Raw genomic sequence first — 25016 nt, forward strand, 5'->3', positions numbered from 1 at the left:
GCATCCTGTTACAGATACACAGCCGTTTTTTTAAGCATTAATATCAAATGTTATTTTTTCACGGGCCACTTGGGCCGCCGTAACCATGTTTTGCAATGCTGCCTGTGTTTCGGGCCACTTGCGCGTTTTTAAACCACAATCGGGGTTAACCCAAATATTTTCGGCCGGTAATAAAACAGCAGCCTTTTCAAGCAGGCTCACCATTTCATCAACCGTAGGTATGCGCGGCGAGTGGATATCATAAACGCCAGGGCCAATTTCGGCAGGGTATTTAAAATCAGCAAAAGCTTCCAGCAGCTCCATTTGTGAGCGCGATGTTTCAATGGTAATCACATCCGCATCCATTTGGGCAATGTGCTGAATGATATCATTAAACTCACTGTAGCACATATGGGTATGTATTTGCGTTTCATCCTTTACGCCGCTCGCCGAGATCCGGAATGCCCTTACTGCCCAATCCAGGTATTCGGCCCTGTCTTCTTTAAGCAGGGGTAACCCTTCGCGGATAGCCGGTTCATCAATCTGTATCACTTTGATGCCCGCTTTTTCTAAAGCAACTACCTCATCGCGAATAGCTAAAGCAATTTGGTAAGTAGTTTCAGACCTTGGCTGATCATCCCTCACAAACGACCATTGCAAGATAGTTACCGGGCCGGTAAGCATGCCTTTCATCAATTTTTTGGTATTGGCCTGTGCAAAGCTGCTCCAGCGTACCGTCATATCTTTAGGGCGGCTAACATCACCATAAATAACCGGTGGTTTAACACAACGGCTGCCATAGCTTTGTACCCATCCGTTTTTGGTGAACAAAAAGCCATTCAGTTGCTCGCCAAAATACTCCACCATGTCGTTACGCTCAAACTCACCATGTACCAAAACATCAATGCCTATTTCTTCCTGCCAGCGAATAGCCGAAATAGTAGCCTGTTCAATTTCGAGATCATATTGCTCCAGGGTAATTTCCTTTTTCTTTAACCTGGCCCTTAACTGGCGGATATCATCCGTTTGCGGGAACGATCCAATGGTAGTGGTAGGAAATAAAGGCAGCCCGAAGTTTTGCTGTTGTATTTTTTGCCTTTCAGCAAATACACTATGGCGCTGTGCATCCTGATCGGTGATAGCCATTGCTCTTCTCTTGATCTCCTGTTTATGAATCAGCTTTGACAGGCTCCGGCTTGAAATGTCTTTCAGGTTCTCTAACAATAAGTCATTATTACCTTCAATAATTTCATTCAACTCTTTCACCTCGTTAAGCTTCTGCTTGGCAAAGGCCATCCAGTTTTTTATTTCAGAGTGGATATCGGTTTCCAGGTCCAGATCAAAGGGAGTATGCAATAATGAGCAGCTCGGGGCTATCATTAACCTATCTTTACCAATAACCGCCATTGCCTTTTTGATATGTGCCAGTGAGCGGATATAATCATTTTTCCAGATGTTACGGCCATCAACCACACCTAATGATAAGCTTAAAGTATCGGGTATAAGGGTTAATACGTTGTCCAACTGTTTGGGAGCCCGCACCAGGTCAATATGCAGTGCACAAACCGGTAAACTAACGGCAAAAGAAGTGTTTTGATGTAAGCCTTCAAAATAGGTAGTAAGTAGGGTCTTTATTTCAGGGCACTCCTTTTTAATTTCTTTATAAGCATAAACAAATGCTTCTTTTTCTTTTTGGGTGAGATCCATCGCCAGGAATGGTTCATCCAGTTGCACCCAAACGGCACCTTCCTTTTTTAATCGTTTTAAAATGTCGATGTAAACCGGCACGATTTTTTTAATCAGGTCGATCTTTTCAAAGCCTTCTTCTTTTTCTTTGCCCAGCAAAAGGTATGATACCGGGCCAATCAATACTGGTTTAGGAATGGTACCGGTAACGTGTTTAGCCAGGTTAAACTCTTCAAAAACCTTTTCAGAAAATACACGGAACTCCTGATTTTGGGTAAATTCAGGCACAATGTAATGGTAATTGGTATCAAACCATTTGGTCATCTCCATGGCGGTAATGTCAAGACCATCTTTCTGATAACCTCTGGCCATAGCAAAATAAAGATCAATCTCTTTATTGTTTTCATTCTTAATCAGGATGTCGTTATACCTTGCCGGGATAACGCCCAGCATTAACGAGGTATCTAGCACCTGATCATAAAAACTGAAATCATTACAGGGGATAAGGTCGATGCCTGCATCCTGTTGTAATTTCCAGTTTTTTTCGCGGAGAGAACGGGCAACGGCAAATAATTCTTTAGTGCCGATTTTGCCCGACCAGTACTGTTCACTGGCCTTTTTGAGTTCACGATTGGCGCCCACACGTGGGTAGCCGAGGTTGTTTTTGAGCATACGCATAAAACTTTTTTGGTTAAACATTAAATTGAATTAATGCTCCTTACGGTTTTCGGTATGCTTTCGGAGGAAATGGTAATAAAAGACACAAGGGATAATTTAGGCGTGGAAATACCCTGCATATCCAATATGCTCTGACTACTGCTTCAAAACGCGAAAGCATTGTCTTAAACAGAGGGCAAGTATCCTGGCTCGTAACATTGTTGCCGTCCTTCTCAACCCGGTGAATTGGGTAATGGACATTGTTAAAGGCAACAACCTTTTTGTGTTACTTACAGTTGCGCGACAGCCCGTGATTTACACACGGTTCCTTTTTCATTCCGGATATACACCCGGAAACCTCACTGTTGAAAATTAAAGTAAAGAACTTGCTGTAAAGATAGGTGATAAGACGGAAGTCCGCAAGTGGGTAAATTATCAATAGGGCAGATTTAATTGTCCGCTTTTGTTTATACCCCCAGATACTTAAAACCGGACGGACAGACAGGGGGGAATTAAGAGTTTCCATGTACTTGAGGTTAAATATTTATATGATTGGTTTTTAAATATGTTTTCAGGTCTTTTGCAATAATATAAGGGTAATCGTAATTAAACTGACATTTGGATTTTTTTAGCTTTCTATGTTTACTATCTGTAAGGGTATATTTGGAACTGATTACATTAAAATCTGTATCATAGTATTTAACCAGATCTTCATGTGCAGCGTCATCCGCGTCAATGGTACACTCACTATTAAAAAAGCCTGCCATCCTTTCAAAAGCAAACAGTTTGCCTGATTTATTGAAGTAATTGAGATATTGAATGTCCCAATCTCCGCTCTCGCTGGTAGGTGATTCCGATATTAAAACGATATTACCATTTTTGTCTTTTACTAAGTTATAGGTAACTTCTACATCATCAGGGAATTTACCGTCTTTAATTAATTGCAAGCTATCACTGCCTGGTTTTTTTATGAGGACAATAACCGCGTTTGAATCATTCGCAAGCTTGTCAATACCCTTTTTTGCTTTTATTTCCTCCTTAAGAATTGATTTGGATTGTTGGCTGTTTTGGGACTTGCAAGCAGTTATTGTGCTGATTATAAATATTATAAAAGCGATTTGCAAATAAGATTTCTTTGTAAGGTTCATCAAACTAAAATAGTATAATACTTTGATCTGATTACTTGATTGCTATATCTTTCTGCTCCCTAATATCTGCGGATGAACTGCCTATCATTAACAGCACAGGCTCTTTTTCAATCATAAAACTCTTTTTACTTGTACTCCAATAGGCAAGGGACGATGCCTGTAATTGGATATTTACCGTTTGCGATTCGCCGGGGCTAAGGGTGACGCGTTTAAAGCCTTTCAATTCTTCCTGCGGTCTCTCTACCTTTGATTTAAGGTGTTTTACATAGAGTTGCACTACTTCATCGCCTGCACGGTTACCTGTGTTTTTTACGTCGATGCTGATGGTTATTTCGCCATTTTTGTTTACCTTATCAGTGCTGGTTTTTAGATTGCTGTATTGAAAATTAGTATAGCTTAAGCCAAAACCAAAAGGGTAAAGTGGTTTACCTTTAAAGTACATGTAAGTGCGGCCATGCCTTATATTATAATCCATCATTGATGGCAATTGTGTAAGCGAATCTGGCCAGGTTTGTACTAATTTGCCGCCGGGGTTTATATCGCCAAATAAAGCATCTGCTAATGCATTGCCCTGTTCCTGACTGCAATGGGTTATGTGAATAATGGCGGGGATATTTTGTTGCTCCCAGTTAATGGCGTACGGAAAATTACTCACCATCACCAAAATAATATTAGGGTTTACTTTGTACAGGTTTTTAATTAATGCTTCCTGTGCGCTGTCTAATGAAATGCTTTTGCGATCGACTGCCTCGCGGCCTTCGCTCGGGCCATCAACTTTTTTCCAGCCTAAATTGCCGCTGGGGTTATTGCCAAGACAAACTACAACAGCTTCGGCACTTTTTGCCATGCTGATTGCCAAATTATCATTCGTGGTATAACTTACTGTTGCATTAGGGCCAAGCTTATTTTTTATGCCGTCTGCAATACTCACGCTATAAGCCGGGCTGCCGCTGTACCAGTCCTGCAAAACCTCAGCACTCCGCGGGCCAACTATGGCAATTGATTTTAGTTTAGTTTTATCAAGCGGTAACAGGTTATTGTTGTTCTTTAGCAGTACGACAGACTTTTGAGTAATCAGCCTTACAAAATCACGGTTCTTTTGTGATAGCCATGGCTCCGGCCCCGATCCTATATTGCTGTAAGGTACCATTTGCGGCAGATCAAGTTGCCCCAGTTTAATCATTACCCTAAAAACTCCTCGAAGGTTGGCATCGATATCAGCCTCGGTTATTAGCTTTTTTTGTAATGCCTCCAGAGTACCGGGCTTATAGGTATCCAAAAACTGGTTGATGCCTGCTTTTATACATCCGGCGGCAGCCTCAGCAAGGGTAGGGTAATAGTGGTGCGCGTTTACCAGCATTCGGTAAGCACCGCCATCGGTACAGATGATACCGTTTTCGCTCCATTCGGCAACTGTAATGTTTTTTAACATAGGACTAACAGCCTGTGGTATACCATTTACTTTGTTGTAGGATGCCATATAAGCCCTTGAGCCACCTTGTTCAACACCCATACGGAATGGAACTGAATAGTATTCCCTCAAAAGCCGCTCATCAAAATCAGAAGAGCTGCTGTCGCGACTGTTTTCGTTACTGTTGGCCAAAAAGTGCTTCATCAGTGCCGATGTCATCCAATACTTTGGGTCGTTACCTTGTAGTCCTTTGATGTAGGCTACAGCCATAGTGCCATTAAAAAAGGCATCTTCACCATAACACTCTTCTGTACGTCCCCATCGCGGATCGCGTCCTATATCGGCATTTGGGGCACGTACTACAAGACCGCCTTTGTGATATTTTTCATTTTGAAAGATATATCGGGTTTCGTAAGCTTCAATTACCGCAGCCTGTTGTAATAGTTCAGGATCCCATGTTTCGGCCATGCCAATAGCTTGTGGAAATATAGTAGTAGGTACAGGTGTTTTGCGTCCCCAATCGCCTGGTAGGCCCATTGCTAATCCATGCAAACCCTCTACATGCCCTGCCCCCTTTACCCCAAGGCGGGCAATAGTCGGCACAGTGCCCAGGCAGTTTACCTTTTCATCAAGCGTCATTAATGAAAGCAAATTGGTAATCCTGTCTTCCGCTGCCAAGTCAGGGTTTTGGAACGGATATTTATATTGGGCAAATGAAAAATGCCCTATCAATATCAAAAACAGGCTCAATAAGTACTTCATTCGGCTTAAAAGCTTATTTCTTTGCATTGGGGTTGGTAGGCTTTTATTCAGTTATTTACCTGAGAGTAAGAGTGGCTTGCACAACCGTTGGTTCTGCACTAAAAGCAGGGCCTCCCCAGTCGGTTTCATCACCATTAAGAATGCGCAATGCTTTAAATACTCCGTTTTTATAATAGCCCTCTTCTACCTTAAGGTATTGCCATGCTTTGCCTGAGTTAGCGCCCGTAGGCTTAAAAGTAACGTGACACTGAGTACCCATCAGGATGAATTTATTTTCAGCCAATTGTACAATCATCATTTTACCATTTGGTTGGGCATTGGCCTTTGTTTCGCCTCCGTTTCTGGTGCCAAAGGTTACTACGGCCTGCCATGCACCTAAGTCGATGGTTTGTTTGGCCTGGTCATCATGCTCAACAACTGCCTTTATCTTTCCTTCAAATGCCCATGTGGCCAATTCGCGCATCATGGGAGTAGCAGCGGCATATTCCAGTGCAAAAGGGGCCAGCTTTTCAGCTACTTCAGCGGGCTTTTTACCTTCTCCGTTATCATCTATCCCGAAAGGCGAAAAACCGATTCCACCATGGGCAATTACATCATACATATATTTCGCGTTATCCGGAATTAGACCTGCTTCGGGCACAAAAAGTGTGTTATCCGGTCGATTATAAAGTTCAATCACCTTTAAAACCCTTTCGCTGCCTGAAAGATAAATATCAGGTGCTAACAGATCGATTGCAGGAGCTGCCGCCTTCCAGATGGGAATCACATTATCTGTAGGGCCACCGCTTTCATAATTAGTGGCTTTTGGATTGGTAAGCGGATCGCGTAGTGCAGCATTCACATACATAGGCAAAGGATATACTGCTTTTCCAGCTGCTGCCACTTGTCCAATAAAATGGGCTACAGACCAAGCGTGGAAATATTCATCAGCATCATCCCCAAATACCTGTTGCCATGAACCCGCAGCATTTGCGGGGCGATTTAACGCTTTAAGAACCTCGGGTTTCAATAACTTTGCTGGTACCGGGCCTTCAAATAGTTTTTGCGCAATTGGAGAGTAATCCCTTACACTGCCCCAGGTGCCTGATTCGTTTTCTACCTGTATCATAAGCACGGTATGCTGAACATCTGCTTGTTTTAAATACTTCATTACAGATGTAAAAGCATTGATATCAGTCTCCAAAGTGGCTTTGGAGTGCGGGGAAGGTGAATCAATGGGCTGACCGTTTTTACCGCTTACGTTGGGATATTTGGCGGCATCTTGTTTCATCCATTCGGGCATGTAATGGTTGCTGCCATTTTTCCAGGTGGCAAACCACAGCAATACCAAATGTACCTTATGCTGACGTGCCTGGGTAAGCAATGTATCAACCACAGAGAAATCAAACTTGCCTTGTTGAGCCTCAATCTGTTCCCAATAAATGGGTACTTCGAGGGTATTGGCGTGCAATTTTTCAACTGCCAGCCATAGCTGAGGCAACATTGCCGGCCATGCACTTGAATTATGAGTCTGGCCCCCTAATATTAAAAATGGCTTTCCGTCAACCAGCAGGGCATGCCGACCATTTTTTTCAATTATTACCGGCATGGTATTTACTCGAGTTTGGCTAAACGTTTTTGCGATGGTAATTAAAAGCAGGGCAAGCAACAGAGTTATTATTTTCTTCATGTGGTGTAGCGTGTATTAAGCAAAGCTGCTATTTTAATGGTTATAATTGGAATTAAAGGGCCATATGGCGATTTCAAATATAGAGGCTAAATAATTTAGGCCTATGGCACATTTGTAAATAAATATGGCACAAATGTAAATACAGATAATTACGATGTTATTGTTACAATTAGGGCGCTGATACTATCTAAATTCTTTCCTTTATAGGGGCTTTTCTAAGTTTCAGTCTAAATTCCTATCTTCGCCACCCGAAATCATCTTATAAAAATGAAGTTATTAGAAGGAAAAATAGCGCTGATTACCGGTGCATCAAAAGGAATAGGCCGTAAGATTGCGGAGAAGTTTGCAGAGCATGGCGCTGATGTTGCTTTTACTTATTTATCATCAGTTGAAAAAGGGCTGGCTTTAGAGCAGGAACTGCAAAAGTTTGGAACAAAGGTAAAAGGCTATCGTTCTGATGCTTCGAAATTTGATGAGGCCGAAAAACTGATCAGTGATATTATTGCTGACTTTGGCACCTTACACGTAGTGGTAAACAATGCAGGTATTACCAAAGATGGTTTGCTAATGCGCATGACTGAAGAGAACTGGGATGAAGTGATGGATGTGAATCTGAAATCAATTTTTAACGTTACCAAGGCAGCATCAAAAGTGATGATGAAAAACCGCAACGGCGTGTTCATTAACATGAGTTCTGTTGTTGGTGTACAAGGTAATGCAGGCCAGTCTAACTATGCAGCTTCAAAGGCAGGTATCATTGGTTTCTCTAAATCAATAGCAAAAGAATTAGGTTCAAGAAATATCCGTACCAACGTAGTAGCACCTGGTTTTATTAAAACTGAAATGACCGAAGTGCTTGACCCGAAAGTGGTAGAAGGATGGGCCCAGGCTATCCCACTTAAACGTGGTGGCGAAACCGAAGATGTAGCTAATACCTGTGTATTCCTGGCATCAGATATGGCTTCATACATCACCGGGCAGGTAATTCCGGTTGATGGTGGGATGTTGTAGGCCCCACCTAAATCCTCCCCGGTAGGGAGGACTTTTAAAGTTTTCGGGGATAAAAAGACTATTTACAGTAAATTTCCTAAAGTCTCCCCAACTGGGGGAGATTTAGAGGGGGCTTTTTCAAATAAAAACAGCATATTTGGCTTACAGATATGCTGTTTTTATTTTCAATTACATGGGGAACAGTTTCGGGATGGTGGGTACCTGCCTGCCTGTTATTGGGCTTATTATATGCCTGGCTTTTATACCGGCAACCTGTAAACCTTAGCAATAAATTCCGCTATTGGCTTTTTGTTGCCAGGGCTATTGTTGTCACCTTTATTGCACTCATTTTGCTTTCGCCACTGGTAAAGTCGGTGAGTTATAATCCTCAAAAACCATTAGTGCTGGTATTGCAGGATAATTCTGAATCTATTAAAATGTTCCCAGCTCCATCTTCAAAGGGGATTGAACAAGTGGTTAATGACCTGAGCGGCTTAAAAAAGGAATTAGGGAACGATTACGATGTTAGGGAGTTTCATTTTAATAAAGAACTGGCCGATAGCTTAACCCAAAACTTTAATGGTAAACAAACCGATATAGCTAAAGCCCTGCAACAGCTAAATGACCGTTTTATTAACCAGAATATTGGCGCATTGGTTTTGGCTACAGATGGTTTATATAACCAGGGTGCCGACCCGCAATATGAAGCAAAGAATTTTAAAACTGCCATTTATACCGTTGCTTTAGGCGATACCATAGCCAAACGCGATCTGTTAATAGGAAACATAAACTACAACAAAACTGCTTTTTTAGGAAATGATTTTGAGATAGAAGTACTGGCAGAGGCTTACCAAGGTAATGGAGAAAATATGCATTTATCCGTTACAGAAGATGGCAGGCAGGTAGCAGAACAAAATATCCCAGTAAATTCCAACGATTTTCATAAAGTTGTACCTGTTAAATTAACTGCTGATAAAAAAGGGGCAAGAAAGTTTACCATCAGCATTGCTCCTGTTAAAAATGAGTTATCTGTTCAAAATAATACTGAAGCTATTTATGTAGATGTGCTTGACACCAAAGAAAAGGTATTGCTTTTATATGACGCTCCGCATCCGGATATCAGCGTAATCCGACAGTCCATTGAGAATAATAAGAACTATGAGGTAAAGGCCAGTTTATTATCAGACCTCACCGCTGTTAAACCGGGCGATTATAGTTTGGTTATTCTGTATCAGTTATCGGCAAGTGGTAATAGTATAGTGCCGAACCTATTAAAAGCAAAGTTACCTGTATGGTATATTGCAGGTGCCCAAACCGATTTGACTGCATTTAATAATCAGCAGAAGCTGATACATATTAGTTCAGGCAAGCAAGAAATGCAGGAGGTATTCCCACAACTTACAGGTGATTTTACTGATTTTACTTTGTCTGATTCCTCAAGAAATAAAATTGCTGCTTTCCCGCCTTTATTGGCACCTTATGGGAGCTATACTTCTGCACCGGGTGGAGGTACACTGTTAAAGCAGCGTATAGGAAATGTAGAAACCAGTTATCCATTATTAGCTTTCGGCGATGAAGGTGGCGAGCGTATTGGAGTATTAACCGGTGAGGGTTTATGGCGATGGCAGCTGGCAGAGTATCAGGCTTTTGGTAACCATCATGCACTGGAAGAATTATTTGGGCAAGGCGTTCAGTATTTAACCGCCAATGCCAACCGGCAGAAGTTTATTGTTTACCCGGCCAAACATGTTTTTGATGAAGGCGAAAATGTAATACTGAATGCAGAGCTGTATAACGATGCGCTGGAATTAATTAATACCCCGGATGTAAAAATTGATCTGAAAAATGAAGCCGGGAAGAGTTATAGCTTCCTGTTCACCCGAAATAATCAGAGTTACCAGTTAGATGCTGGTACTTTGCCTGTGGGGGAGTACAACTATTCGGCATTAACCAAAATTGGTGATAAAGCATTTAATGCTTCGGGACAGCTCACCGTAAAACCATTGAACCTGGAATCAAGACAAAGCGCCGCTAATCATCAACTGTTAAATACCATAGCAAAAAACAGCGGAGGGGTAATGGTGAAACCATCGGCTATTAATCAATTGGCAGATCTGATCCGCAAAAATGAAAATATCAAAACAGTGGTTTATGAAGATAAGCACTACAGTGATATTATTGATGTAAAATGGGTGTTTGTATTGATACTGGCACTGTTAAGCGCAGAGTGGTTTTTAAGAAAGCGCGAAGGGGAAGTGTAAAATTATGAATAGACAAACCGCTGTTATTTTATTTGTAATATCTTACAGGTAAATTCCAAGCCCTAATGTCTCAACCAGTAACCTCAAACATTTCTGATAAACATAAATTATTAGGGCTTGATCATCTTCGGGCTATCGCAATTATTTCTGTTTTTCTTTTTCATTATCAATTTTTTGGGCATCCTGCATGGGAAAAAAATGTTGCCGGTTTTGGGTGGACAGGTGTCGACCTGTTTTTTGTTTTAAGCGGATTTTTAATATCCGGACAACTTTTTAATACGATTGCCCAGGGGGAAATTATTTCGATGAGTGAGTTTTTCATCAAACGTTTTTTCAGGATATTGCCGCCCTTTTTAGTTGTCCTTACGCTCTATTTTGCTTTTCCTGATTTACGGGAATGGGGACACCCGTCGCCATTGTGGAGATATTTAACGTTCACCTTAAACTTTGGTCTCGATTTAAAAAAGTACGGAACCTTCAGTCACGATTGGTCGTTGTGTGTGGAAGAGCAATTTTATTTAATTCTTCCCATAGTATTTTGGTTGTTTACTTATTTAAAGGTGGGTAAAAAAGCCATTTATCTGATTGTAATATTATTTGTAGCCGGATTTGCCTTGCGTTTATGGGGATGGTATCATTTTGTAGAACCAATATTATCAACCGATAATTTGGGCCTAACCTGGAACAAATACATTTATTACCCAACCTATAATCGGTTAGACGGATTACTTACTGGCGTTGGCATTGCCGGATTGTTTACCTTTTACCCTAAAACTAAGAATTGGGTAAATAAACACAGTAATATAATTCTGCTGTTTGGACTAGTAGTTTTATTAGCTGCATACTTTGTAAGTACTCCGCAGGATACATTTTATACCTGCCTGTTTGGATTCCCACTTATTTCAATAGGTTATGGAATTATTTTAGCGGCTATGGTATGTCCGTCAAATAGGTTGTTTAAAGCTAAATCGTGGCTTACTGCACAAATTGCAACGCTGTCATATTCCATATATCTTTCACATAAAATAGTGATCCATACAACACAAAATCTGCTCGAAAAGGCCGGAATTGATAAGAATAGTAATTTAACGATGTTGATCTGTATAATGGCAAGTGTTGGAGGAGCACTTGTATTGCGGTATGTTGTAGAAAAGCCTGCTTTGAGGCTAAGAGATAGTATATTGAAAAAGCGTAATATTAAAGAATCGGTTATTTCAAAAAACCTTGAGCCGTCAAATTCATTTACGAGGGCTAGGTAGAATAATGAACCTGTTTTTTCTAACATCTAATCTCCAACCCCTAACCTCCAAAAATTACTCTTCTTTCTTCGGTGTTACTATTACAAAAACATCCTCATTATCTTTCTTCATAAGGTATTTTTCGCGGGCAAATTTTTCGAGTTTCTGGGGATCTGAGGTTAACTCGTCGAGGTCTTTATTTACCTGGGTGGTTTCTTTTTGGTAGAAATCGCGCTGCTGTTTAAGCGTATTTAGTTGCTGATGGTATTGAAATTGAGAGAAAAGATCATTCTTATCAAAGAAAATCATCCAAACCACAAAGGCTAAGGACACCAGGAAGTACTTGTTTTTAAAAAGATCTATCAGGCGTTTCATAGCGTAAAATTACAAATTTTAGTTAAAACTATTCAAAATGTAATTGCCATGCAAATATGGTTTTAAACTTATCCACATGATATATGAGAATTGATTAAGTTTAGGTGGCTAAATTATCAGTCACCTAAACCTAATTAATTTAATAACTATTCTCTGCGACCACCGCCGCCGCCACCTCTTTTAGCGCCGCTCATGCCGCTGCCGCCGGCTTCTCTTGCACCGCCCGATCCTCTGTGACTTGTTGCTTTACCTTTGTCGGCTCTGCCAAAGCTACGGCCTCTTTTTTGTCCGCTGCCACCATTGCCACCACCACCGCCTGAACCTTTCTTTTTGCCTTCGGCATGTTTGGCAACAATGCTTTGTGGGCTCATTGGATAAGGGTGAGCCTCCTCAACAGGAATTTCCTTGGCAATTAGCTTATGAATATCCTTTAAGAACTCAATTTCTTCCTCATCACAAAATGAAAATGCAATGCCATTAGCTCCCGCACGACCGGTACGGCCAATACGGTGTACATAAGTTTCGGGTATGTTCGGTAATTCGTAGTTGATAACGTGTGTAAGCTCGTCAATATCAATACCACGGGCAGCAATATCAGTTGCTATTAAAACCCGTGTTGTACGGTTTTTAAAGTTGGTTAATGCCCGCTGACGCGCATTTTGTGATTTGTTACCGTGAATAGCTTCGGCAGTTATGCCTACCTTAATGAGGTCCTTTACCACCTTATCGGCACCGTGTTTGGTGCGTGTAAATACCAGTGCAGTTTTAATTTCCCTGTCTTTTAAGATGTGGATTAGCAATGATTTTTTATCATTCTTTTCTACATAAAATAAAGATTGTTGTATCGTATCAGCTGTTGAAGATATCGGCGCAACCTCAACCTTTTCAGGTTTGTTCAAAATGGTATCGGCCAGTTGCTGAATTTCTTTTGGCATGGTAGCCGAGAAAAATAGCGTTTGTCTTTTTGCAGGTATTTTGGCGATGATCTTTTTAACATCGTGTACAAAACCCATGTCGAGCATACGGTCGGCTTCGTCAAGTACCAGCATTTTAATGTGATCAAGGCTAACAAAGCGCTGATTCATCAAATCCAACAAACGGCCAGGTGTTGCCACCAGGATATCAACGCCTCTTCTTAAAGCATCTGTTTGCGGATTTTGTGATACGCCACCAAATACAACCAGGTGTTTTAAACCGGTATGTTTACCGTAAGCGGCAAAACTTTCATCAATCTGGATAGCCAGCTCACGGGTTGGCGTTAAAATAAGCGCTTTTATGGTTTTTTGTTCTTTATGTTGAAGCCTGTCGTTATATAAAAGCTGCAAAATTGGGATAGCAAAAGCTGCTGTTTTGCCTGTGCCAGTTTGAGCGCAACCCAAAAGGTCTTTGCTTTGTAATATAATGGGGATAGACTGTTCCTGAATAGGGGTAGGGTTAGTATATCCTTCTGTTTTTAGAGCCCTAAGTATAGGCTCAATTAATTTTAAATCTTGAAATAACATGTAATATTTTTATCTATGTGCCAACGCGGTTGCATAGCGGATCTGAAGAGTTGTCTGTGATCAAAACCGTAAAGCTAACGGGTAATTATTTGCAAAGATACGCTTTTTATTGGTAAGTAGGTTTTTGATGGTTTGAGCTACCAATAAATGTACTATTACGCAGAATAATATATTGATCAGTCTATAAAAACTAATTAGGATAAACTTCCGGGTTCCTTTATTTCCGGCTCTTTTTTCTTCTTTAAATAGGCTTCCAGTAAAATCATAAATGTACCGGCCATTATTGACATATCGGCCACATTAAATACTCCAGTTTGAAATATGACGAAGTTAATATGCATAAAGTCGGTTACAGAACCGTATACAATACGATCATAAATATTGCCAAAACCACCACCAACTATCAGGATTATACCCAATACAGTAATCTTGCTAAGATTGGTTTTAACCAATACAAAACCCAGACCGAATAAAACAGCCAGCAGGGGTAAAATATTAAGTACCACCAATTTTACCGGGTGTGAAAGTGAGTTGCCCAGGCTTAAAAATGCCCCGGTATTTTCAACGTTTGATAAGGTAAAATGATTATGAAGATAACGAAGCTCGGAAAACTGGTCAAGCTTATGGCGTACTATTGATTTTGAAACCTGATCGCAGCCGATGTTCAGGGCGAGGATAAATAAAATAAGAAAGGTTCTTAAAAGCCTGTTTGCTTTCATCTGTTTGAACTTAGATTTATACGGTCAGATGATTTGCAGATCATCTAAAGTTTCCAAAGATATAACTAATCCAAAGAATTGTTGAAATCCGATAAATTGAACAAACAAAAAAGCCGATCAAAATTGACCGGCTTTAATTTTTATAATTCGAACTAATTCTAAAAACTAGCGATTTTTAAAGTATTTGAAGTTTTTACCAATGAATTTAGCGCTATCGCCCAATTCCTCTTCAATGCGTAATAACTGGTTGTACTTAGCCATCCTGTCTGAACGGGATAGTGAACCGGTTTTAATCTGACCGCAATTTAAAGCTACAGCCAAATCAGCAATGGTTGAATCTTCAGTTTCGCCAGAACGGTGACTCATTACTGAAGTATAGCCATGGGTTTGTGCTAAAGAAACAGCATCAATGGTTTCTGTTAATGAACCGATTTGGTTTACTTTTACAAGGATTGAGTTAGCAGTATCTTCGTCAATACCTTTTTGTAAACGTTTTACGTTAGTTACAAATAAATCGTCGCCCACTAACTGAACTTTTGAACCGATTTTTTCAGTTAATAATTTCCAGCCTGCCCAGTCATCCTCAGCCATACCATCTTCAATAGAAATAACAGGGTATTTTGCAGCTAATTGAGCCAGATAATCTGCTTGTTCAGCGCTAGTACGGATAGCACCTTTTTCGCCTTCAAACTTAGTATAATCGTATTTGCCGTTTACATAAAACTCAGATGCAGCACAGTCAAATGCTAAGCAAATGTCAACACCTGGTTTGTAACCTGCTTTTTCAATCGCTTTTAAAATGGTTTCAACACCATCTTCAGTACCTTCAAAAGTTGGTGCAAAACCGCCTTCGTCACCTACAGCAGTCGAAAGACCTCTGTCGTGTAATATTTTCTTTAGATTATGGAATACTTCGGCACCCCATCTTAATGCTTCAGAAAATGAAGAAGCACCAACCGGCATAATCATAAATTCCTGAAATGCGATAGGTGCATCAGAATGTGAACCACCGTTAACGATGTTCATCATTGGGATAGGCAAAGTGTTAGCATTAACACCGCCAATGTAACGGTATAAGGGCTGGCGGCTTTCCTGTGCTGCTGCTTTGGCTACAGCCAGTGATACACCTAATATAGCGTTTGCGCCTAATTTACCTTTGTTTTCGGTACCGTCAAGATCAATCATTAGCTTGTCGATAGCATTTTGTTCAAAAACATCAATACCCTGTAATTCCTTAGCAATGATATCGTTTACGTTAGCAACTGCTTTAAGAACGCCTTTGCCTAGGTATACAGTTTTATCGTTGTCGCGCAACTCAACTGCCTCATGTGCACCTGTTGATGCACCTGATGGTACAGCAGCGCGGCCGAAAGCACCATTTTCAGTTAAAACATCTACTTCGATAGTAGGATTGCCACGCGAATCAAGGATTTGGCGGGCGTGGATATCAATAATTAAGCTCATTTGATATTGAATTTGTGAATTTAAATCTGCTTAGTGTAGGTTATACACTTTAATAATATAGTTTTCAAATATACAATTTCCAATAAATAAGTATAAAGATTTCGCAGATTGTTTTACGATTTCACCGATTGTTAACGGTAATTTAACTTTGGTAATAATGATTTCACTGATTGAAAAATGATTTTACGATGATTTCTGAACCGGGAATAAATGGATTTTATCAGATCTATAGTCTTGTCTTCCATAATCGGTAAAATTCCTTGCAATCAGTGAAATTATGGTTTAAATTACTCCCACTTAAAGGTCTTCACCGCAACAGCATAGACAATAATAAACCATATGCCTAATATTAACAGGTCGTGCGTTACATCACCTAAACCTGCACCTTCAAAGGCAACATCGCGCATGGCTTTGTTTAAATAGGTGAGGGGTAATATATTACTTAAACCTTGCAGCCAGCTTGGGAAAGCGGTTGTTGCAAAAAAGGTTCCTGATAGTAAAAACTGGGGTAGGGTGATGATGTTTGATAATGGCGGTACTGTGCTTTCATTTTTGGCGATGCCTGATATAATGAACCCGAAACCCATGAATACAATTAAGCCTATGGCCGATAGGATGAGCATATTTACTACCGTTGTAAAGCCATGCACCAGTGTAAAGCCAAATGCGTAATGACCAACCAATATGATAAATAAAGCACCTATCCATGAGAATATTAAACGGGCCAGTGCCTCGCCTAAAACAATACTGTATTTTTTTACAGGTGTAGCAAAAAAACGTTTAATAACCAATGTTAAGCGTAAGCTTAAAAATACAAAAGCAGTACCAAATACGCCGCTGCTTAGTAAGGAGAAACCCAGCATGCCCGGTAGTAAAAAGTCTATGTATTTGTATTCGCGGCCACTTACTGTAGTTTCTTTTATTTCGGCAACAGGTTGAGGTGCTGTGCCACCCTGACTGTTTAACTGGTAAAAAACGCTGTTTAATAACGATTTTAAGATAGCATCTTTAGGTTGCGATGCTTTGGTGTACTGAATATGAAGCGTAAACGGCGGACGCGAATTGTTTTTCTGAATATCAATTATCGCATCAATTTTACCTTTCGATAGGTTTTTAGCCATCTCATCAGTCGACTGATCTTTTATTAGGTTGATGACTTTTGTATTGGCTAAAATCTTGTAAACAGGATTAAGCGTATCGGTCGTTTTGGCAACGCCAACATCAACAGTTACCGAGCTGCCGCCGATATTGGCAAAAACGATGATGAAAATTAAGGGAAATGCCAAACTGAATACCACTGCTGAAGGGCTGCGGATAATAGAACGGAAACTGGCTACAGCTATAGCCATGGTTGCATTAAAATTGCTGTATGGTTTTTTCATTTTTTGTTAGTTCGATGGTTCACGGGTTCAATAGTTCATTGGGTTGCCTGATAATTAGCTTTTTGCAAACTGCAAACTAGCACCTGCAAACTGCTCAAAGGGGTTACCCCTCACGCCATTCTTTGCCTGTTAGATTGATAAATACATCTTCGAGGTTGGCCAGTTTAACTTGTTTTTTACGTTCGAAGCCAGAGGCCACCAGTTCGTCAATAAAATGATTGGGTGTATCAATGCCTACAATATGGCCGCCATCAACAAAGGCAACACGGTCACATAGTTCTTCGGCCTCATCCATGTAGTGGGTAGTAATCACAACGGTTGTTCCGCTGTCACGTATCTCACGGATTAAATCCCATAGGTTACGGCGCGCCTGTGGGTCAAGTCCGGTGGTTGGTTCATCCAGAAAAATAATCTTTGGATTATTGATGAGTGTAGTAGCTATTGAGAACCTTTGTTTTTGTCCGCCTGATAGTTCTTTATATTTTGATTTGGCTTTATCGGTTAAGGCAACCTTTTCCAGCATTTCGGTTGGCGTTTTATCAATGCCATATAAACCACAGAAAAGTTTGATTAATTCTGATAAGTTTAAATTAGGATAGTATCCTGCCGCCTGTAATTGCACACCAATGCGTTGCTTTATGGCAGCCGCGTCGTGATCGACAGAAAATCCATCAACTATTACGTCGCCCGATGTTTTATTACGAAGTGTTTCGATGATCTCTAAGGTTGTTGTTTTTCCGGCTCCGTTAGGGCCAAGCAATCCGAAAATCTCACCATCGTAAACTTCAAAACTTATTCCTTTAACGGCGGCAAAGTCGCCGTAGTTTTTTACCAGGTTTTTTACTGTTATAATAGGTTGTTTTGCCATGTTGTAAAAATCGTTCACAAATTTGATATTTCAACTATTTTTTTGGTGAAAGGGCGAAAAATGATAAAGTAATGTTTTCTACAAGTGTTTTACCAGGTGACCAAACGAATGGATAATGGCCTCCAAATGATTAAGTGCTTTTAAAGTGATGTGAACAATATGAATTGCGAGTAACGTTTTCATTGCTATTTGTGATTTATAGCACAAATTTGCATACAGGCCGGTTTTTTAGCTAAGCTTATTAGGTAAAGATGGTCAAATTGTCGGTGAAATAATTAAATATAACCGCTGAATGGAGGCATATGGCAATAAAAAAGCGGTGAAATTTCCACCGCTTTCTGTTATTAGTTTTTCATCAAATTGATGAAATCATCAAACAAGTATCTTGAATCGTGCGGGCCAGGAGATGATTCAGGGTGATATTGAACCGAGAATGCTTTTTTACCTTTTACCCTAATGCCTTCTATAGATTGATCATTCAGGTTCACGTGCGTAATCTCTACTTTATCAGAAGCTCTTACAGCTTCAGGCACTACACCAAAACCATGGTTTTGTGAAGTTACTTCGCAATGGTTGATGATAATATTTTTCACCGGATGATTTAAACCACGGTGACCGTTAAACATTTTTTTAGTTGGAATGTCATTTGCTAAAGCCAGTAACTGGTGCCCTAAGCAAATACCAAACATCGGTTTGTCTGATGCCAGGATATCCTTTACTGTTTCAATAGCATAAGGCATGGCTGAAGGATCGCCGGGGCCATTTGATATAAAGTAACCTGTAGGGGCAAAGTCTTTTTCCATATCGGCAAATGATGTTTTAGCCGGGAATACCTTGGCATAAATATCCCTGTCATCAAAATTACGCAGGATGTTTTTCTTTACACCTAAGTCAAGCACGGCTACCCTGTATTTGGCATTTTCGTTACCAAAAGTATAGGTTTCTGTAGTTGATACTTTTGATGAAAGCTCCAGTCCATCCATTGAAGGTACATCCGCCAGTTTGGCTTTTAGTTCTTCAATATCTAAAATTTCAGAAGATATGATGGCGTTCATAGCTCCCTTATCGCGGATGTGGCGTACCAATTGACGGGTATCTATATCTGAAATACCTACAATGTTTTGTTCCTGGAAATAATCCTGTATAGATTCGTTTGCTTGTTTACGGGTATAATAAATATTGTAGTTTTTGCAAACAAGACCCGAAATCTGGATCTGGTTTGATTCCACCTCGTTATCGGCAATACCATAATTACCAATATGTGCATTGGTGGTAACCATTATCTGTCCGAAGTAAGAAGGATCGGTAAAAATCTCCTGGTAACCGGTCATCCCGGTATTAAAACAGATCTCGCCGGTGGTAGTACCCATTTTTCCGGCTGCTTTGCCATAAAAAACTGTTCCGTCAGCAAGTAATAATACCGCGGGTAAAGTGGTTAAGTGCGTCATTTGATAAAAAATTTGAATGGAAAAAATGCCGGTTTGCCTGGTACAGCGCTCCGTGAAAACAAGTCGAAATATTGAAGTAGAAACCTTCCTGATTCACGCCGCAAAGGTAGGGTTTTATTTCGGATTTGAAAAGTGGGATTTTGGATTTGGACTTATTTTTTTAATACTTTATTTACCTGCTGCTAATAAATGCTTAAAGTAATGATTTTATCGAATCATTTAGTTAATCTGTAGTTAATCTGATAATTCCGAAATCGAACTTTCGAAATCCGAAATTCCCTCTACATTTGTACCACTAAATAGTTAACCATGTCAACACATAAAGAGGTTAAAAGAATTACCACCCACATTTTGCAGGAAATGAAAAACCGTGGCGAAAAGATATCCATGCTTACCGCCTATGATTATTCAATGGCTGCTATAGTTGATGAAGCCGGAGTAGATATTATACTGGTAGGCGACTCAGCATCAAATGTTATGGCGGGTCACGAAACTACTTTGCCCATTACGCTCGATCAGATGATTTATCATGCATCATCAGTAGTACGTGCAGCGAAAAGAGCTTTGGTAGTAGTCGATCTGCCTTTTGGTTCGTATCAGGGTAATTCAAAAGAGGCGTTGAACTCGGCCATCCGTATAATGAAGGAGGCTGGTGCACATTGTATTAAAATTGAAGGTGGAGTTGAAATTTCTGAGTCAGTTAGCCGCATCCTTACAGCAGGTATCCCGGTTATGGGTCATTTAGGATTAACACCACAATCTATCTATAAATTCGGAACGTATACAGTAAGAGCTAAGGAAGAAGCTGAGGCACAGAAATTGCGCGAAGATGCGCTTAAGCTACAGGAGTTAGGCTGTTTTGGCATTGTATTGGAAAAAATTCCGGCGAAATTGGCCAAAGAGGTAAGTGAAAGTTTAAGCATTCCCATTATAGGTATTGGTGCTGGTCGTCACTGTGACGGACAGGTGCTGGTAATACATGATATGTTGGGAATTAACAAAGAATTTAAACCCAGGTTTCTACGTCAGTATGCTGATTTAAATGGCATCATGAACAAAGCTATCAAACACTATGTTGATGATGTAAAGTCAAAGAGCTTCCCTAACGAGAAAGAAGAGTATTAATTATTTAGCTGATGGTTCATGGTTGATAGTTCATGGTACCTGCATCTATTGAACCACTTATCTGTTGATAAACCGCTTTTGCAATGAACCATCAACTATTAACCATCAACTGCTGACTATGTCCAAAACGGTAATAAAATACATCAACCACGAGGTAACAGATAGTGATATTCTTTATGAGGATAATCACCTTATTGCTGTGAATAAAAGGGCAGGGGATATTGTGCAGGTTGATGATACCGGAGATGAATCACTGGATGATAAGGTTAAAAAATATATCGCCAAAAAGTATAATAAGCCCAATGGTGCTTTTCTAGGCGTGGTACATAGGTTGGACAGACCTGTTAGTGGTGTGATCCTTTTTGCCAAAACAAGCAAGGCGTTAGAGCGCATCAATAGCATGTTTAAGGGCCGGGAAATGCATAAAACGTATTATGCCGTTGTACGCAATCGTCCGCAGCCGGAATCAGGAAATCTGGTGCATTGGTTATTGAAAAATCCGCAAAAAAATGTGACTAAGGCACATGATCATGAAGTCAACGGCAGCCAGCGGTCCGAATTAAATTATAAATTGGTTGGCGAATTAAATGGCTATTATTTAATTGAGGTTGATCCTATAACCGGCCGCCCGCATCAAATAAGGGTGCAGCTTTCTACCCTTGGCTGCCCTATAGTTGGCGATAATAAATATGGTTATCCAAGAGGAAGCCTGCGCAAAAGCATCAGCTTGCATGCCAGAAAACTGCAATTTATCCATCCTATAAAAAAAGAGCCGGTGGTTATTGTTGCCCCTGTACCGAAAGATGGTTTCTGGGAGAAATTTGAAGGGATGATGGATTCTTGATTTTTCCTGTAAAACTATACTATATTCCTGCATTATCTGTTCATAGCTATATAGAGTTCACGCGTTCATTTTTGAAAGGTGTTTAATTCTTTCTTTGCGCTTAATTTCTCTGACCCTTGATTTCAGATTGTCAGAGTTTTCTCTTTTTATAGAAATGCAAAAACAATTTATTAATCTTTTAGTTTTTGTTTACGATATGAATTTAGTTAATCTGGACATGGGCAAGTGTATAGTAATCCTTGAGGATGAGAAAGCAACATTGGAAATGATGGAAATGGCCCTTGAAGACGAAGGTTATGATGTTATAGCCATTAATCATCATGAGCCGCCCGAATATATTATTGATTTTGCACCTCAGCTAATATTGCTTGATGTAAGGTTGTCAAACGGCTATGGGCATCTTTTGTGTGAAGACCTGAAGAAAAATCCCCGTACTTCTAAAATCCCGGTAATATTGGTTTCGGGAGCGGGAAACTTGGAGAAAATTGCCAAGGATTGCAATGCAAATAATTACTTGTCAAAACCATTTGATATGGACGAGTTGTTGAAAATTACAAGAAAGTACATTTAACGGAATACTTTAACTTATAAACCGCAAACCTTATTCCAGATTTTTTCATCCACCAAAACGCCTTCTTTGAGGCTTTTTTCCCTTGTTCTTATGGTGTTTTCTCCAGGATAAGCTATTGAGCCACCTTCGTGTTCCGCCCGGCTGGTTTTTGTATAGTTAATGATCTCTTCAATTAAATTTGCAGTATGCCGGCTGCTATCCGGCTTTATACAAATAAATACCTGCGAAACAGCACTTTCTTTTTCACTTTGTGTGATTTTTGCAGTAGAGTTTCCCTGACTCAACACGGTTGCCAAAAGATCAAGCACTAATGAAAGCCCTGATCCTTTCCAGAAACCAATAGGTAGTAGCCTTTTTGATTCCAATATGGTTGCTGCATCGGTACTCAAATTACCTTCGTTGTCATAACCACCGGGTAATGGTAACTCTTGATGGTTTGATTTATATTGATTGAGTTTACCAACAGAATATTGAGAAATAGCCATATCCAGCACCACATGTCCATCGCTACGCGGTATAGCAACAACCAAAGGGTTATTTCCTAGTCGTGGGTCTAACCCACCCCATGGTGGTAAGTTGGCAATGGTATTGGTAAAACAAATGCCGATCATCCCTGCTTCGGCAGCTTGCCATCCGTAAGTACCGGCCCGCATCCAATGGTTAGTATTTTTAATAGCTAAGCAACCAATGCCATTTTCTTTTGCCAGTTCAATGGCTCTGCCCATGCAAAAGCGGGCGTTTAAGATACCTACACCCAAATTACCGTTCCATTGTTCAAGCGATCCGAATGCTCCCTCTTTTGTTGGCTCGGCATCTGGTTTTACCAGGCCTTCTTTTACAAATTCAACAAAAGTAGGGAAACGGTTTAAGCCATGAGTATATACCCCATCTCTGCTGTTTTTGGCAAAAGTATCGGCACATGTTTCGGCTTTGTCTTCACCAAAATTAAGGGCAAGCAATATTCTTTTGAACTCGGATTTTAACTTGTTGAACGGAACACGCATAGTATTATAAAGATAAAACAAAAAGTCAGGAGGCCTTTCAACTTCCTGACTTTTTGGATTGTTTAAAATCAGTTTTTCTTTTACAAAGAAGCCATATCAATTACAAAACGGTAACGAACATCACCCTTTAGCATGCGCTCATAAGCTTCGTTAATATAGTCTATGTTAATTACTTCCACATCTGATGTTATACCATGTTCAGCACAATAATCTAACATTTCCTGGGTTTCTTTTATTCCGCCAATTAATGAGCCGGCTAAACGTCTGCGTTTCATAATCAGGTTAAATGCTGCTACCTGTGGTGCTTCTGGTGGTACGCCAACCAATATCATGGTGCCATCAAGCTTAAGCATTTGCAGGTAAAAATTGTATTCGTGCTGTGCAGAAATGGTATTCAGTATAAAATCAAAAGTACCCATTACTTCATTTACCTGCTCAGGATTACTGGTAACCACAAAGTGATGTGCACCTAATTGTTCAGCGTCTTTTCTTTTTGATTCGGAAGTACTTAATACGGTAACTTCAGCACCCATTGAAGCTGCCAGTTTAACACCCATATGGCCCAATCCACCTAAACCTACAACGGCGATTTTATGCCCTTTTCCAACTTTCCATTCCCTTAACGGCGAGTAGGTAGTAATACCGGCACAAAGTAACGGAGCAACTCCCGAAAGTGGTAATTTATCAGAAACATGCAGTGTGTAATTTTCATCAACTACTATCTGGTTTGAATATCCTCCATAAGTTGGATGGCCCTCTTTATCGCGTCCATTGTAGGTGCCTATCATACCAACATCGCAATATTGCTCCAATCCAGCTTTACAGCTTGGGCACACCCGGCACGAATCAACAAAACAGCCAATGCCGGCGGTTTCACCAACTTTAAATTTTGTTACCTGGCGGCCCACTTTGGTAATTTTGCCTACAATTTCATGTCCGGGTACCATTGGGAAAATGGAACCACCCCACTCATCACGTACCTGGTGAATATCTGAATGGCAAACGCCACAATATAATATGTCTATCTGTACATCATGTGGCCCAACTTCACGGCGTTCAAATTTAAATGGTTCTAATGGTATTTTTGCCTGCGATGCGGCATAGCCTTTTGCTGCTATCATATTACTTTATCTTAGTTAAATGGAGATGCAAATATAAATCAAATCAGTGCATAGGTCAGATTTGCCCAATGGCTATTTAAAAAATTAGTTGTTTCAGGGATGAATATTAGTGCTGGTGAAGTTTCTTTTCAGCGCTAAAATAATTGGCGTTTTAAACAGTTATAATAATCACTGCAATAATAACCGCTAGAATTTTTATTTTTGCCGATATTAAATAATGAAAAATAAACACTTTATACTGATTGCGTTAATTTTATTATCGGCTTTCATTATTAATTCATGTAAAAAATCAAGTCAAAACCCAATAGAGTCCCTTTTTACAGGCGATTCATGGCAACTGGCCTCTATAACCGCTTATTATTATACTGGAAATACCCTCGACTCTACGCAAACCATAAGCCCTAGCTGCGGTTCGGGATTAATTCAATATTTTACCTTTTACAGCAATAATACTTGTACTTATTCCAATTTTGATTGTATAGCACAAACTACGGCTGCCGCACAATGGTCGCTTTCAGCCAACCAGCTTTTTTTATCTGCAAATGTAGTTTGTAAAGACACCTCAGCAGCAGGAACTTCCATGCCATTTTCTTACGCCAGTATACAAAATTTGGGTCACTTTTCATTAGTATTACAAACTGGCGATATACAGCCTAATTACTCACTTACCAAGCCACGCAAAATTATACAGTACGGTTTTATACGTGAAAAAATAACTACCGGTAATTGAGGTTAAATTTCACTTGCTTTATTGTTAATAAATCAGGAATAAATCAAAAAAAACATCCCTTA

General features: G+C 40.1%; 20 protein-coding genes and 1 riboswitch. Of the genes, 7 read left to right on the forward strand and 13 right to left on the reverse strand.

Annotation, left to right across the window (positions count from 1 at the left end; all coding sequences use genetic code 11):
* Positions 1-30: 30 nt before the first annotated feature.
* The 4 genes from metE to JN11_RS00690 form a co-directional block, all read right to left on the reverse strand.
* Positions 31-2337 (reverse strand): 5-methyltetrahydropteroyltriglutamate--homocysteine S-methyltransferase, encoded by a 2307-nt coding sequence (metE, locus tag JN11_RS00675; protein ID WP_144909628.1) that lies wholly within the window; start codon positions 2335-2337, stop codon positions 31-33.
* Positions 2338-2500: 163 nt separating this feature from the next.
* Positions 2501-2700, reverse strand: a riboswitch (cobalamin riboswitch).
* 158 nt (positions 2701-2858) lie between these two features.
* The gene (locus JN11_RS00680; protein ID WP_144908643.1) at positions 2859-3470 is read right to left on the reverse strand and encodes a hypothetical protein; all 612 of its coding nucleotides are present in this window, start codon (positions 3468-3470) and stop codon (positions 2859-2861) included.
* Between the two features lie 31 nt (positions 3471-3501).
* Positions 3502-5643, reverse strand: a complete 2142-nt coding sequence (locus tag JN11_RS00685) for a glycoside hydrolase family 3 C-terminal domain-containing protein (protein WP_144908645.1) — start codon at positions 5641-5643, stop codon at positions 3502-3504.
* A gap of 55 nt (positions 5644-5698) precedes the next feature.
* Positions 5699-7312 carry a GH35 family beta-galactosidase gene (locus JN11_RS00690; RefSeq protein ID WP_211360612.1) on the reverse strand — a complete coding sequence of 538 codons (1614 nt, stop codon included), beginning with the start codon at positions 7310-7312 and terminating at the stop codon, positions 5699-5701.
* Positions 7313-7579: 267 nt separating this feature from the next.
* On the opposite strand from JN11_RS00690, the gene fabG reads away from it, so the two are divergent.
* The 3 genes from fabG (at position 7580) to JN11_RS00705 (ending at position 11822) form a co-directional block, all read left to right on the forward strand.
* Positions 7580-8323, forward strand: a complete 744-nt coding sequence (fabG, locus tag JN11_RS00695) for a 3-oxoacyl-[acyl-carrier-protein] reductase (RefSeq protein WP_144908647.1) — start codon at positions 7580-7582, stop codon at positions 8321-8323.
* Between the two features lie 149 nt (positions 8324-8472).
* Positions 8473-10563 (forward strand): vWA domain-containing protein, encoded by a 2091-nt coding sequence (locus JN11_RS00700; RefSeq protein ID WP_144908649.1) that lies wholly within the window; start codon positions 8473-8475, stop codon positions 10561-10563.
* A gap of 65 nt (positions 10564-10628) precedes the next feature.
* The gene (locus JN11_RS00705) at positions 10629-11822 is read left to right on the forward strand and encodes an acyltransferase family protein (RefSeq protein WP_144908651.1); all 1194 of its coding nucleotides are present in this window, start codon (positions 10629-10631) and stop codon (positions 11820-11822) included.
* Positions 11823-11876: 54 nt separating this feature from the next.
* On the opposite strand, the gene JN11_RS00710 is transcribed toward JN11_RS00705, so the two are convergent.
* The 7 genes from JN11_RS00710 to carA all read right to left on the reverse strand — a co-directional run bounded on the left by JN11_RS00710 (position 11877) and on the right by carA (position 19559).
* Complete coding sequence (locus JN11_RS00710; protein ID WP_144908653.1) at positions 11877-12176, reverse strand: FtsB family cell division protein; 300 nt, start codon at positions 12174-12176, stop codon at positions 11877-11879.
* A gap of 146 nt (positions 12177-12322) precedes the next feature.
* On the reverse strand, positions 12323-13678 hold the full coding sequence (locus JN11_RS00715; RefSeq protein WP_144908655.1) for a DEAD/DEAH box helicase: 1356 nt from the start codon (positions 13676-13678) through the stop codon (positions 12323-12325).
* A gap of 194 nt (positions 13679-13872) precedes the next feature.
* Complete coding sequence (gene lspA, locus JN11_RS00720) at positions 13873-14397, reverse strand: signal peptidase II (protein ID WP_144908657.1); 525 nt, start codon at positions 14395-14397, stop codon at positions 13873-13875.
* A 165-nt stretch (positions 14398-14562) separates the two neighbouring features.
* Positions 14563-15861, reverse strand: a complete 1299-nt coding sequence (eno, locus tag JN11_RS00725; RefSeq protein ID WP_144908659.1) for a phosphopyruvate hydratase — start codon at positions 15859-15861, stop codon at positions 14563-14565.
* A 287-nt stretch (positions 15862-16148) separates the two neighbouring features.
* Positions 16149-17243 carry an ABC transporter permease gene (locus JN11_RS00730; RefSeq protein ID WP_144908661.1) on the reverse strand — a complete coding sequence of 365 codons (1095 nt, stop codon included), beginning with the start codon at positions 17241-17243 and terminating at the stop codon, positions 16149-16151.
* 103 nt (positions 17244-17346) lie between these two features.
* On the reverse strand, positions 17347-18111 hold the full coding sequence (locus tag JN11_RS00735) for an ABC transporter ATP-binding protein (protein ID WP_144908663.1): 765 nt from the start codon (positions 18109-18111) through the stop codon (positions 17347-17349).
* 344 nt (positions 18112-18455) lie between these two features.
* Complete coding sequence (carA, locus tag JN11_RS00740) at positions 18456-19559, reverse strand: glutamine-hydrolyzing carbamoyl-phosphate synthase small subunit (RefSeq protein ID WP_144908665.1); 1104 nt, start codon at positions 19557-19559, stop codon at positions 18456-18458.
* Between the two features lie 309 nt (positions 19560-19868).
* On the opposite strand from carA, the gene panB reads away from it, so the two are divergent.
* From panB to JN11_RS00755, 3 genes are all read left to right on the forward strand, one after another.
* Complete coding sequence (gene panB, locus JN11_RS00745; protein ID WP_144908667.1) at positions 19869-20684, forward strand: 3-methyl-2-oxobutanoate hydroxymethyltransferase; 816 nt, start codon at positions 19869-19871, stop codon at positions 20682-20684.
* Between the two features lie 118 nt (positions 20685-20802).
* Positions 20803-21528: an RluA family pseudouridine synthase gene (locus JN11_RS00750; RefSeq protein ID WP_144908669.1), complete on the forward strand. Its 726-nt coding sequence runs from the start codon at positions 20803-20805 to the stop codon at positions 21526-21528.
* A 154-nt stretch (positions 21529-21682) separates the two neighbouring features.
* Entirely contained in the window at positions 21683-22099 is a 417-nt protein-coding gene (locus tag JN11_RS00755; protein WP_144908671.1) for a response regulator, read from the forward strand.
* A gap of 14 nt (positions 22100-22113) precedes the next feature.
* On the opposite strand, the gene yiaK is transcribed toward JN11_RS00755, so the two are convergent.
* Positions 22114-23103 carry a 3-dehydro-L-gulonate 2-dehydrogenase gene (yiaK, locus tag JN11_RS00760; protein WP_144908673.1) on the reverse strand — a complete coding sequence of 330 codons (990 nt, stop codon included), beginning with the start codon at positions 23101-23103 and terminating at the stop codon, positions 22114-22116.
* Positions 23104-23183: 80 nt separating this feature from the next.
* Entirely contained in the window at positions 23184-24224 is a 1041-nt protein-coding gene (locus JN11_RS00765; protein ID WP_144908675.1) for an NAD(P)-dependent alcohol dehydrogenase, read from the reverse strand.
* A gap of 217 nt (positions 24225-24441) precedes the next feature.
* Here JN11_RS00765 and JN11_RS00770 point away from each other — a divergent pair, with 217 nt between their 5' ends.
* Positions 24442-24954: a hypothetical protein gene (locus tag JN11_RS00770; protein ID WP_144908677.1), complete on the forward strand. Its 513-nt coding sequence runs from the start codon at positions 24442-24444 to the stop codon at positions 24952-24954.
* Positions 24955-25016: the final 62 nt, after the last annotated feature.

Origin of the sequence: Mucilaginibacter frigoritolerans (assembly GCF_007830615.1) — a bacterium.
In the GTDB taxonomy this organism is placed as follows: domain Bacteria; phylum Bacteroidota; class Bacteroidia; order Sphingobacteriales; family Sphingobacteriaceae; genus Mucilaginibacter; species Mucilaginibacter frigoritolerans.